Origin of the sequence: Pseudoalteromonas sp. Cn5-37 (genome assembly GCF_021532495.1) — a bacterium.
GTDB lineage: Bacteria > Pseudomonadota > Gammaproteobacteria > Enterobacterales > Alteromonadaceae > Pseudoalteromonas > Pseudoalteromonas simplex.
This window is the reverse complement of record NZ_JAKGBA010000016.1, coordinates 1-11,791: the sequence shown is the minus strand read 5'-3', so window position 1 is coordinate 11,791 and position 11,791 is coordinate 1. Positions and strand designations below refer to the sequence as shown.

The 11,791-nt window shown below is 37.9% G+C and carries 16 protein-coding genes and 3 tRNA genes; 3 read left to right on the top strand and 16 right to left on the bottom strand.

The window, feature by feature from the left end; translation table 11 throughout:
• Positions 1–17 precede the first annotated feature (17 nt).
• From clpP to L1266_RS15690, 5 genes are all read right to left on the bottom strand, one after another.
• Positions 18–635 (bottom strand): ATP-dependent Clp endopeptidase proteolytic subunit ClpP, encoded by a 618-nt coding sequence (gene clpP, locus L1266_RS15710; RefSeq protein WP_054553148.1) that lies wholly within the window; start codon positions 633–635, stop codon positions 18–20.
• 273 nt (positions 636–908) lie between these two features.
• A complete protein-coding gene (gene tig / locus L1266_RS15705) occupies positions 909–2,213 on the bottom strand; it encodes a trigger factor (protein ID WP_054553149.1) in 1,305 nt (434 codons plus the stop codon).
• A gap of 356 nt (positions 2,214–2,569) precedes the next feature.
• Positions 2,570–2,646: transfer RNA gene (locus tag L1266_RS15700), tRNA-Pro, on the bottom strand.
• Between the two features lie 123 nt (positions 2,647–2,769).
• Positions 2,770–2,846 (bottom strand) — tRNA-Pro (locus L1266_RS15695).
• A 16-nt stretch (positions 2,847–2,862) separates the two neighbouring features.
• Positions 2,863–2,938, bottom strand: a tRNA-His gene (locus tag L1266_RS15690).
• 705 nt (positions 2,939–3,643) lie between these two features.
• Between L1266_RS15690 and L1266_RS15685 the strand changes: the two genes are divergently transcribed.
• On the top strand, positions 3,644–4,294 hold the full coding sequence (locus tag L1266_RS15685; protein ID WP_063530360.1) for a hypothetical protein: 651 nt from the start codon (positions 3,644–3,646) through the stop codon (positions 4,292–4,294).
• A 35-nt stretch (positions 4,295–4,329) separates the two neighbouring features.
• Positions 4,330–4,659 (top strand): hypothetical protein, encoded by a 330-nt coding sequence (locus L1266_RS15680; RefSeq protein WP_235377874.1) that lies wholly within the window; start codon positions 4,330–4,332, stop codon positions 4,657–4,659.
• Between the two features lie 167 nt (positions 4,660–4,826).
• Here the strand turns inward: L1266_RS15680 and L1266_RS15675 are convergent, their stop codons facing one another.
• The 8 genes from L1266_RS15675 to L1266_RS15640 form a co-directional block, all read right to left on the bottom strand.
• The gene (locus tag L1266_RS15675; RefSeq protein ID WP_235374225.1) at positions 4,827–5,147 is read right to left on the bottom strand and encodes a cation transporter dimerization domain-containing protein; all 321 of its coding nucleotides are present in this window, start codon (positions 5,145–5,147) and stop codon (positions 4,827–4,829) included.
• 3 nt (positions 5,148–5,150) lie between these two features.
• A complete protein-coding gene (locus L1266_RS15670) occupies positions 5,151–5,552 on the bottom strand; it encodes a GtrA family protein (protein WP_063530420.1) in 402 nt (133 codons plus the stop codon).
• The gene (locus L1266_RS15665) at positions 5,540–6,916 is read right to left on the bottom strand and encodes an ArnT family glycosyltransferase (RefSeq protein ID WP_235374226.1); all 1,377 of its coding nucleotides are present in this window, start codon (positions 6,914–6,916) and stop codon (positions 5,540–5,542) included. The genes L1266_RS15670 and L1266_RS15665 overlap by 13 nt, the downstream gene beginning before the upstream one ends.
• Positions 6,913–7,923, bottom strand: a complete 1,011-nt coding sequence (locus tag L1266_RS15660) for a glycosyltransferase family 2 protein (RefSeq protein WP_063529578.1) — start codon at positions 7,921–7,923, stop codon at positions 6,913–6,915. Before L1266_RS15660 ends, L1266_RS15665 begins: the two co-directional genes overlap by 4 nt.
• Positions 7,920–8,117: a hypothetical protein gene (locus L1266_RS15655; protein WP_063528250.1), complete on the bottom strand. Its 198-nt coding sequence runs from the start codon at positions 8,115–8,117 to the stop codon at positions 7,920–7,922. The genes L1266_RS15660 and L1266_RS15655 overlap by 4 nt, the downstream gene beginning before the upstream one ends.
• A 66-nt stretch (positions 8,118–8,183) precedes the next feature.
• Positions 8,184–8,525 carry a hypothetical protein gene (locus tag L1266_RS15650; protein ID WP_235374227.1) on the bottom strand — a complete coding sequence of 114 codons (342 nt, stop codon included), beginning with the start codon at positions 8,523–8,525 and terminating at the stop codon, positions 8,184–8,186.
• A gap of 78 nt (positions 8,526–8,603) precedes the next feature.
• Entirely contained in the window at positions 8,604–9,491 is an 888-nt protein-coding gene (locus tag L1266_RS15645; protein ID WP_235374228.1) for a cation diffusion facilitator family transporter, read from the bottom strand.
• Positions 9,472–10,212: a transglutaminase-like domain-containing protein gene (locus L1266_RS15640; protein ID WP_235377873.1), complete on the bottom strand. Its 741-nt coding sequence runs from the start codon at positions 10,210–10,212 to the stop codon at positions 9,472–9,474. Before L1266_RS15640 ends, L1266_RS15645 begins: the two co-directional genes overlap by 20 nt.
• A gap of 86 nt (positions 10,213–10,298) precedes the next feature.
• Between L1266_RS15640 and L1266_RS15635 the strand changes: the two genes are divergently transcribed.
• Entirely contained in the window at positions 10,299–10,688 is a 390-nt protein-coding gene (locus L1266_RS15635) for a Cd(II)/Pb(II)-responsive transcriptional regulator (protein WP_235377872.1), read from the top strand.
• Between the two features lie 208 nt (positions 10,689–10,896).
• Here L1266_RS15635 and L1266_RS15630 read toward each other — a convergent pair whose 3' ends face one another.
• The 3 genes from L1266_RS15630 to L1266_RS15625 all read right to left on the bottom strand — a co-directional run.
• Positions 10,897–11,202 (bottom strand): hypothetical protein, encoded by a 306-nt coding sequence (locus tag L1266_RS15630; protein WP_235377871.1) that lies wholly within the window; start codon positions 11,200–11,202, stop codon positions 10,897–10,899.
• A 126-nt stretch (positions 11,203–11,328) separates the two neighbouring features.
• Complete coding sequence (locus tag L1266_RS22500; protein ID WP_442960607.1) at positions 11,329–11,472, bottom strand: topoisomerase DNA-binding C4 zinc finger domain-containing protein; 144 nt, start codon at positions 11,470–11,472, stop codon at positions 11,329–11,331.
• Between the two features lie 201 nt (positions 11,473–11,673).
• The coding region (locus tag L1266_RS15625) for an IS3 family transposase (RefSeq protein ID WP_235374343.1) at positions 11,674–11,791 on the bottom strand (118 nt) is incomplete at its 5' end.

Sequence of the window (11,791 nt, the reverse complement as noted above, 5' to 3'; positions counted from 1 at the left end):
ATTATTAGCTATTCAGATTACTTCGATTCGCGGCTTGAAAATACTGAATCAACTAGGCCGTATTCAACCGCTTCGCTTGCACTCATGAAGTTGTCGCGATCGGTATCACGAGAAACCACATCGAGTGGCTGGCCAGTATGTTCAGCCATTAAACGGTTTAGCTTATCTTTAATTGATAAGATTTCACGGGCATGAATTTCAAAGTCAGATGCCTGACCTTGGAAACCACCTAATGGTTGGTGGATCATTACACGTGAGTTAGGTAAACAAAAACGCTTACCTTTAGCACCACCTGATAGCAAAAATGCACCCATGCTTGCCGCTTGGCCAACACAAATTGTGCTTACATCAGGCTTGATAAAATTCATTGTATCGTAAATTGCCATACCCGCAGTCACAGAACCGCCTGGCGAATTGATATAAAGATAAATATCTTTTTCTGGGTTTTCTGATTCTAAAAACAGCATTTGCGCAAGAATCAAATTAGCCATGTTATCTTCTACTTGGCCAGTTAAGAAAATAATGCGCTCTTTTAAAAGACGTGAGTAAATATCATATGAGCGCTCACCTTTAGCTGTTTGTTCGACAACCATAGGGACTAGTGCGTTTAGAGGGTCTATCATACCGCTGTTCATTCTTGTTTAATTCCTTATCCGCTGCGACTCATCCTTACTATAAGGAAAGCACATTTATACTAATGTAAATTAAGCTGTCTATTCAATCTTTATAACTATATAGGAACTTATCAGAACAAATTCAATCCTCGTCGAAAAAAGTTCTGAAATAACATCAGTATTGTTGGTTTTTTTGAAACTGATACCACAAACTAAAATGGCCCGAGTACGCTGTATAAATACAGGGTAACACGAGCCATTTAATCGCTAGCGAGAGCTTAAGTCAATGACTTATTAAGCACCTTGCTGTGGATTCATGATGTCGTCGAATGCTTTTTCAACGTCAGTCACGTTTGCTTTAGCTAGGATAGCTTCAACTGCTTGCTCTTCCATCGCTACGTTGCGCATTTGCTGCATAAGCTGATCGTTTGCTTTGTAGTACTCTACTACTTCAGTTGGATCTTCGTATGCAGAAGCTACAGTTGCGATTAACTCTTCAACTTTAGCGTCGTCAACTTTAAGCTCGTTCGCTTTAATTACTTCACCTAGTAATAGGCCAGTCTTAACGCGAGTTACAGCTTGCTCGTGGAATAATTCAGCTGGAAGCTCAGGCATGTTTTTAGCGTCGCCACCGAAACGTTGTGCAGCTTGCTGACGTAGTGCATCAATTTCTTGATCTACTAGCGCTTTTGGCACTTCGATTTCGTTGTTAGCTAAAAGACCTTTGATAGCTTGATCTTTAACGTTAGCTTTAACTGCTTGGTCAAGCTCACGTGTCATGTTCTTTTTAACTTCTTCTTTAAGAGCGTCAACACCGCCTTCAGCTACACCGAATTTAGTTGCGAACTCGTCGTTAAGCTCAGGAAGCTCTTGAGTTTCAACTTTCTTAACAGTGATTGCGAAAGTAGCTGCTTTACCTTTAAGGTTTTCAGCGTGGTACTCTTCAGGGAAAGTTACTTCAGCAACAACTTCTTCGCCCGCTTTTTTGCCAACGATGTTGTCTTCGAAACCTGGGATCATACGACCTTGACCAAGTTCTAGAGGGAAGTCTTCAGCTTTACCGCCTTCGAACTCTTCGCCTTCGATAGAACCAACGAAGTCGATAGTTACACGGTCGTTCTCGCCTGCTGCTGCGTCAACTTCAGCCCAAGAAGCGTGTTGCTTACGTAAAGTTTCTAGCATGTTAGCTAGGTCTTCGTCAGTTACAGATACAGCTGGTTTTTCAACAGCGATTTTATCTAAACCTTGAATTTCAACTTCTGGGTAAACTTCGAAAGTTGCATCGAACTCTAAATCTTTACCAGCTTCTAACGCTTTAGGAGCGAAAGTAGGTGAACCAGCTGGGTTAATTTTTTCAGAAACGATTGCTTCGATGTAGTTGCGTTGCATTAATTCGCCAGCAACTTCTTGACGTACTGCAGCACCGTAACGCTTGTTGATGATAGACGCTGGTACTTTACCAGGACGGAAACCATCGATACGCTGGGTTTTAGACAGTTGTTGTAAGCGTTTTTTTACTTCAGTCTCAACGTTCTCTGCAGGAACGGTGATGGTCAGACGGCGCTCAAGGCCTTGAGTCGTCTCAACAGAAACTTGCATGATTTACCTCAATCTTCAATTTTGGCGACTGTTCGCCTTCCTTACAAACAAGGTGATCTCCATGAGTGATAGCAAGTTTTAACGCTGAATATTTCAACTTAAAACGGCGCATTGTAACCATGAGATACCATTGCTGCTTTGCCCCTATGGGCACTATGTTAAACAATAGACGCGGCATTATAACCTAATATTTATGATAGTCGAGTCTGGGGGACAATTATTTGGCTTATATAGCAGCAATCAGCGTTTAAGTGCGTAAAAAACGAACGCAACGGAATAATAAAGGACAACTAAGCTGATTTAAAGAATGTGTTCTGAATTTAAGAAGCTTTGAATGAGGAATTAAAGCTTAAAAGTGGTCGGCGATGCAGGATTTGAACCTGCGACCCCTTGGACCCAAACCAAGTGCGCTACCAAACTGCGCTAATCGCCGATACTGAGAGAAGTTTTGAAAATAAATACCACTTAAGAAGTGGTCGGCGATGCAAAATTTGCACCTTCGACTGAATTGGATATACCCAAACCAATCGTTCTTTGACCTTGAACTTTCCAAAAGTGGTCGGCGATGCAGGATTTGAACCTGCGACCCCTTGGACCCAAACCAAGTGCGCTACCAAACTGCGCTAATCGCCGATATCTTAGAGTAAATTGGGGTGACTGATGGGGCTCGAACCCACGACAACCGGAATCACAATCCGGGGCTCTACCAACTGAGCTACAATCACCACGGCATTTACATATTTTCAAATGGCGCACCCGGAAGGATTCGAACCTTTATATCCACCTAAACCAACCATTAAACTATGGGTGGGTGGGTTAAAACATAAATTTCGTATAACAATCCTACAAGGAAAAATCCCTTTGTTTATAACGCCTTCGAGACTCTCCGTGAGTTCTCTAAACAACGAGGCGCATTATATATAGCTCATTTCCAAAGTCAAACTTTTTTATGCACTTAATGCATAAAAAAACAAACAAACCTAGTGCATATATACGCACATATAAATTAGGTAAAACGTTACTAGTGAATTGCTAATTATAGCTATTCTTTTAGTAGAGAGTAAGGCAAGCGCTCTACCCTCTTAAACATTAATGTTTCAGTTCAGTACATACCAATCCCTAATGAGACGATGACTACACTATTTTACCCCATACGCATTGCGTATTAATTTTCTATGGTTACTTTCTTTCTATACATATCTGCCCGTATATAGATAGTGGATATTTGCAACTCTAAATTTTTTTAATTTTTCTAAGTGACTTTCTCAATCGAAAATTTCAAAAGCTGTATAAAAATTTCAAATAAAATATATAGTTATCGAACAATGCTAATTACTTGTTCACGTGCAGTGCTCATTGTGTATTATTTACTTTATACAAATCAATAAGTTAATATCAATTTATTGTTTGAGAAATAATAAGATATAAACATGAAAGAAGACCAATTGCCGGTAGAATCCTTTGAAGAGCTAAATAGGGAATTACCATCTTTTCCACAGCCGGACTACTCACTTCAAATGCCCTCGAATGCGAAGGGCTATGTCGTCATTGGCAACTGCCTTGGGTCAAAAGAACAGCTTTTAATAAGTGAAATAATAAATAAACTCCCTCCTTTAAAGAAAGTATTCATTATTTATGAGCAGCCTTTGCAAGCTACTCCAGAGTTTGTCGCGGAAAATTTCAGTAGGCCAATTGAAAGAATCATTACGCTGGACGAACTCGATCATGTAAAAGGCGGTATTATTAATTTAAATTGGACTATACCCTCCCGTCTCAAAATACTTTTGATGCTTATCAAGACTATGGGAGATGAATGTATCATTATCCTTGCAACAGGAAGTCATGCCGACTATCAAGTCAAACAAAGAGTAGATTTAGTAACTCATCTTTGTGACAAAATAGTCATATCTTTAGACAAGAAAAATTCAAGCTCATTTCGCTCAGCTTGGTTTCTATCTCATGACCAACTTATGAAACGTGCGAATTTCGCCTGTTGGGAGAAAGTTAATACAGAAGAAGGCTATCAATACAATTTAACTGTATTGTCCTCTGAACAAATGAAGCAATTGAATGTTGTCTAATCTGTGCAATTATAATTTGTTAGTAGGTAACGTAAATGAACGTATTATTTCTATGCACCTCTAACGTTAATCGAAGTCGCACTGCTCAAGAGCTTTTCAGCGCAATTGATAAAGCAAGTAAATACCAATCGGCAGGTTTAAGCAAAAAATATGTTGAAAAAGCTGGTACAACGCTTTGCACTGAAGAGTTGCTAGGCTGGGCTGACAAGATATATATCTTCGAAGATTTTCATTTAGAAAGAATTATTCATTACACTGGCAAAATACATCTTCATAAAATTACAAATCTAAAAATTGAAGACAAATATCAGTATTTTCAAAGAGAATTAGTATTATTGTTGCTAGAAAAGTTACAAATAAACTGAACAACATAACTTAATAAGTTAACTGAAAGTGAACACACTGAAACACACTGAAAAAGTCTTAACTCGATCTGTCAGACTCGAATAATAGAACTCAATCAAATCTGACTGTCGCATATGTGGTAACAAATCTAATAGTATAAATCTAAGGGAATTACACAACGTTGATGTTAATCATCTCTACAAACTTCATTGGGAAATTCAAACTCAATGGTGGTATGCGACAAATCAAAAGCGCTTAAGTCTTCAGAAATTACTTGCTTGAGTGATTGTAGCTCAGGTACATCATACTGAGCATTCAAAACAAGGTGCGCAATTAGCACATGACTTTCTCCATCTAAAGACCAATAGTGCATGTGATGAGCTTCTCTCACCTCAGATTTCGAAAGTAAGGCTTCAATTATCTTGGCTTGTGTTTCTTTATCAGGTGACGCTTGTAAAAATAATACTAACGTAGAGCTTAAATTTTTTAGGATGGGACAATCAAACATTTATTAACTCTCTGAGTTGAATATGTATTTGTCACTTAAGACGTAATTACTAATTGTTCCAACCACAACGCCTAAAACAAAAGCAATATAGTGGAAGATAGGTGAAGGAAACAAAGCAACTATCACGGTAAAAACAGTAAAGTTTGGAATTAAAGATAAAAGCGCACTGGTAAACGCTTTTGGTATCTGTACCTTGCTAGGCAAGTGAAAGCGATCTTTAAAAGTAAACCGACGATTACCATAAAAAGTAACTAATACGGCAAAGAAAAAAGCATAACTTCTAACTACATATAAACTGTGGTCAAAAAAATTTAAACCTATGTAAAAGATGCCGAAGTCAACTAAAAATGCACTTCCTCCGACAGTTAAAAACAGTAGAAATTGTTTTGAAATTAACGATTGCATAGCAGCACTATTTTTCTTTTATTGTTTTTTATCGATTCGCAGTGTTCAGTTATGTGCTTGCCAGAACGGTACTTTTTAAAGTTAACAACTAAGTAATATTCGTTTTCGACCGCATTGGCATTGAAGAGCATTGCAGCTCCTTGCGAATAGTAGCGCCCAGAAAAGCTCCGTTTATCCAAATAGTAGATAGGAATGGAGTCATCTAATTTACTCAGTAGCCATTTATCACTTCTGTTTTTAAAACCCTCTTGAGCAAATAACAGCGCAATAACAAACAATACTGGAGCTAAAGAACCTAGCAACACGATGTATTTATTAATATGTTTAAGCCACACTGACAATATTAGTGCTAGTGCTGGCAAGCCCGGTAAAACATATATAGGTAAAATGTTTCCCGCGAAAGTAAACAAAATCATCGGGGATACTAGCCAGAAGCCGAGAAAGGATACTAACTGTTTGTCACCAGTATATAGAGGGCTAGTCGTTGTGAAGTTCAGCTTGGATTTGAAGAGTTTGTAAAGTAGAACAAATGACCAAGGGAATGCTACAGCAACCCAATACAGCCATATAATGCCTCTAGGCTCGTCATGAGCAGTACCGTAAAGATCGCCTTCCCAGCCGCTCTCTACGAATCGAGACCAGTGCTCACCTATGATGAAATAATCAATAAAGCCGGGGGTTGCTTGCTCGGCCATAAAATACCAAGGGGTAGCAATTAGGAGAGAAATCGATAACCCAGAAATAACAGGAATCTTCTTAAATAGCGCTTTCAAACCTTGAATCAATCCAAAATTTAGGACTAACCAAGGTAGGATAGATAACCCCACAAAAACAATAATGATGGGACCTTTGGTTAGTAGTCCTATCCCAATCCCAACAAATCCTAGATATGACCAATTTTTGCTACCTGCCCACCCTAAATAGAAGCCAACCATAGCGAGCGTCATTGACAAAGTTAGCAGAGAATCGGTCATTACCATGCCGCTTGCAACGTAAAACCCTAAAGAAGTAAGCAAGATAAATGTCGTTACTAGGGCTGATATCCTGAGCTTTTTAGCAAAAAGAAAAACAACAAACAATGTCATTAATCCGGTTATTAAGTGTGGGAGCCTAATAGCAAATTCACTGTCGCCAAGCAAAGCAATGGATAAAGCGCTTGCCCATGTATGCATTGGGGGCTTACCCCAAAATGGTACGTTGTAATCAAATTGAGGGGTTAACCAGTTATTTGAATCAACCATGATACGGGCGATTTCGCCATATCTCGCTTCAGTAGTATCCATTAATGGATACAAGCCAATAGATATTAGCCTAAATAATATAAAGGCAACAAATGCCAAGAGTGTTAATTGCTTAATTTTCATCTGTTGACCTGTTTAACGGGAAACTCAACTCTTGCCACTGAGCTTTTCGTTTCTTCAAATACTACCTCATCTTTTATGATGAACCTTGGACGGTTTTTCACTTCATTGTATATGCGACCAACATATGAGCCGATAAGTCCAATAGAAAGAAGCTGAAAGCCACCTAAAGCTATCATTGCAACCATAATAGTTGGAAAGCCAGTAACCGCTTCACCAAAAAACATTGTTTTTAGAATTATCCATACACCGTACAAAAATGACGTAAAAGCGAGTGTTCCTCCCAAGTAAGTAGCCAATTGAAGTGGCTTAGTACTAAATGAAGTAATACCATCAACCGCTAGACCTACTAGTTTTAATAACGGCCATTTTGACTCGCCACACCAGCGTTTATCTCTTTCAAATTGTAAAGTGACTTGCTCAAATCCCGGCCAAACTAACAGCCCCTTCATGTAAACGTTCTTTTCGCTAAGTTGGTTTAGCTCATTAACAACTCTACGGCTTAATAGCCTAAAGTCGCCAACATCAGCAGGAATATGATAGTCAGAAAGCTTGTTGAGAATTTTGTAGAACATAGAGGATGAAAACTTCTTAAACCAAGATTCACCGTGACGTATGCTGCGTTGCATATTGATGATATCGAAACCGCTTTTCCATTTAGAGAGCATCAAAGGAATGAGTTCAGGAGGATCTTGTAAATCAGCATCAATTAAGATAACAGCTTTGCCATTGGATTTTAAAAGCCCTGCACACATCGCTGCTTCTTTACCAAAATTTCTGCTCAGATTGATTAAAAGCACTTTTGTACTGGTTTTCTTGAAGTCATTTATGACTGTGGTGGAATTATCTGTGCTACCGTCATTAACGTATATGATTTCAGATGATTCATGCACTGTATTTAATATCGATGTAAGCCGCTTATGAAACTCAGGTAAAACAGACTCTTCATTGAATACCGGAACAATTACCGATACAGAAATTTCTTTTTGGCTTCGTTGTGGACTATTCATCTCAAGATCTTCCCTATTTTTATGCCTGCTAATTTAATTTTTTCAGCGCTTAAAGAAACCCCTTCTTCATGCTTATGCGAATGTTTATCGTGTTGTGTGTTATATCGACTTTCATTAGCCTGTGCTGCGTTTATTGAAAACACAGCAAGAATTACTACTAACGCTACGCTAGTAGTTTGAAAAATATTATTCATGATGACTCTTAACTTTTATTAAACCAAATTGTGTTTGCGTAAAAACGCACAGTATGGAGTAAAAAGTTAGGCTGTAGGTGGGCGATAGAGCCTAGTTGAAATACCTAAAGGCAAAAAAATTATCTTATTAAAGTCATGTGAGTGATTTAAAGGCAAGCTTGGTAAAAATGCTTTGACCAAAATCCAACTGGTATGATTGCCACTACAATGTCCGCAATGGTGGCAGTCCTCGATATCGTGTTCTTTGTCACTATCTAGCTGTGGAGAATGTTCTGCTTCGTGGTCATGAATGGTTTGCAGATGTTCAACGTCTAACTGGTGGGTTTCTAAAGTCGCAGATACAGCGACAAACGATTGAAAAACAATCGATATTATCAGCAGTATTTTTAAAAGAACATTAGTGTTCAAAATCGTATTCTCTCGTTAGACGTTGGTAATATAACAAAATAATAAGTACAAATCTAAGCCCTTTATTAAGTTAAAATGTTAATTGTCTCTGCAAACTTCATCGGGAAATTCAAACTCAATGGTGGTATGTGACAATTCAAAAGCGCTTAAGTTCTCAGAAATTACTTGCTTGAGTGATTGTAACTTAGGTACATCATATGGCTCATTCAAGACGAGGTGTGCAGTTAACACATGACTTTCGCCATCCAAAGACCAATAGTGCAAGTGATGAACTTCTCTCACCTCAGATTTCGAAAGTAGGGCTTCAGTTATCTTGGCTTGTGTTTCTTTATCAGGTGACGCTTGTAAAAATAATGCTAGCGTAGACCTTAAGTTTTTTAGAACGTTAAATAAAATAAAAAGTGTAAAAGCGATAGATAACAATGGATCTAAAATAGGCCAATCCACAAACATCAAGATAACAGATACAATGAGGACAGCCACCCAACCAAGGACGTCTTCCAATAGGTGCCATGTCAATACTTTTTCATTTAATGTAGTTCCTGCTGTGAGTTTATATGCTGCATAACCATTTACTGTAACACCAAGTAATGCTAACCCTAGCATTCCCTCAACCATCGGCATTTCTGGGTTAGATAATCGAGGAATTGCCTCAACCAAAATAAAGATAGAGCCAGCTATTAAAACAACGCTATTGATTAAGGCACCAAACAGTGACAAGCGCTTATAACCGTAACTGTACGTCGAAGATGCTTGTTTATCTGAAAAGTGACTCAGCAGCCAAGCGAAACCGATAGATATGCTGTCACCTAAATCATGGACTGCGTCCGCCATGATTGCCGTACTATTGGTTAGCCAACCGCCGATGAATTCAATGATGGTAAAAGTAACATTTAGAAAAAATGTCCAACCAATGCGCTTATTTTTATCGTTTGCATGGTGGTGACTATGATTGTGGCTGTGCATTTTTACCTCTACTTTGGTTACTGGTGTTTCTAAGTCGATTAACATTCATATTAATAAGATGGCGAATCACTGTTTGATATAACCAGCGTTTTATTCCTGACAAATTAGTTCCTTTTTGACGGTAAAATTCATATGGCGAATTATATAAGCCAAAGTCATCATGAATGCCTTCTTTTTGAATGTATGTATCTTTTCCTGTCCACTCGGTCTCTGGGTTTGACAAACAGGTTGTCGCAACTCCGTATCCGCAGAAACTATCTTTAGTTTCGCTAAACTTAGCCTTTATTGAAGTTAGATAAGCCTCATCCAGAATGAAGCCTTCTAAATTTATCCACTCACCATCAAAGAAAACTTCAACCCAACTATGGATAATATATTTAGGCGCAAGCCAAAATACGTAAGAAGGAATAGCCCCTTTTTGAAGTTGTTGTTCTATCGTAAAGCCATGAAATCGGCATAGAATACCAAGTGCTCGCAATAGTTCCATTAATAAATTGCCTTTGGTATTACACTGACCATAGCCATCAGCCAATACTTCGCTTGCGGTTATATCATCGCTGCGATTATATCCGAACTGGATTTCGTCTTTAACAAAAGTGTAAGCGACACCTATCTTGTTGTAATCATCTAAATTCAGCCAATTACGCTCGTTAATCAAGCGCTGAATAGCCTCATGATTGAAGTCTAGAATAGTTGTTTCAGATAAATAGCTCTTATTCATATCATCATACTCTCACGTAATTTGGCTTTGCATAAAACAACTATAAAACCTATAGTAACTATAGAGTCAAGCAAGGTTTTAAAAATATGAAAATAGGTCAACTTTCTAAAGTTTCAGGTTGCTCCATACAGACAATTAGATATTACGAAAAGGAAGGCTTACTCAACCTGCCTAGCCGTAGTGAAGGAAATTTTCGGCTTTATGACGATAGAGCGTTGAAAGAATTAGAGTTCGTAAAACATTGCAGAAGTCTTGATATCCCTTTAGCAGATATTAAAACCTTACTTGAGCTTAAGAACAAACCAGAAGAAAGCTGCTCTTCAATCAATAATCTCATTGCAAACCAGCTTGAGTTAGTCAATCAGCGTATTAAGGAGTTGAAAGCTTTAAAATCGGAACTACAAATAATGAAGAAAGCTTGCTCTTCAGACAATACGGTTGAAAAATGTGGGATTATGAGAACATTAGAGGTTTAATTAAAAACCTCAGTGTTCGTAATTCGCTCACAGCAGTCTGAAATTAAATTGATGCTAATGTCCGCTGTGTCGAAAAGCAGTCTTAAAATTGTCTACGCCCAAGGTCTGTTCCTCGCTCTTAGCTGCCTGTCAGGTGAAGTCTAAACCTAATCAACAAAACTGTAAGATGAGATATGAGCTACTACAGTTAAACACTACTACAGTTGGGTTACTTCTTATCCAGCGTTGCAATCAACTCATCATAATCATTTTGAGCTGTATAGCTTATCGATAGTTCACACTTGTACTTAATATCGTGAATAATCATAAAGTCATTATTACGTGTGACTTGCTGATCTAATTTTTTGATAAAAAACTCTGAAATATAAAACTGATAATTATCGAATACAGAGATACTCTTAAAGTGATGTGATGGCTGCTTCTGCTGATAAAACTCATTAAAATCAGACATTAATGAAAGCAGTTTACGCCTACGTGTTTGAGCATTAATATTGATGACGTTCATTTTCCCCATTACTCATCTCCAGACATTACAATTATCCCTAAAGGCTGAATAAACAATTTTTAATTTAGTTCATTTGATGTTACATGGTAACGAAAATACAAAAACAAAGTTCGTGCATTTAGTTGGGCACAATAGTTAATCAAATTTAATCCCTAGAAATGATGAAACTTTTGCAGTGTTTTTGCATTGGTCATGTTCAATGCCATAACCTGTACATCCCCAAAATTCACCAAACTTACCTTGCCTCAATTTCATTAGACGGCCACATTTATTGCAAATTTTTGTTACAGATCTACAGTTAGGGTTGGTGCAAGTGCTTGAATGTTCACCGTCGATTGATGGAGCATTACATTTTGAACAAATCCGTGGATTAGATTTACAAACTTCGCCAGTAGTACAACTGTAGAAGTTGCCAAACTTTCCGTTTCTTAATTTAAAATATCCTGTTGTACAACATGGACATTTGAAAATCTGTTCTGGTCAACTCCAGCCGGACACTTTTCTTAAAGAATTTTCATACTCTACTGGTGACTGATCGTTATTAGCTGAGTGCAGCCTTTCCAGATTGTAATATTTCATATATTCAGTAACATCACTT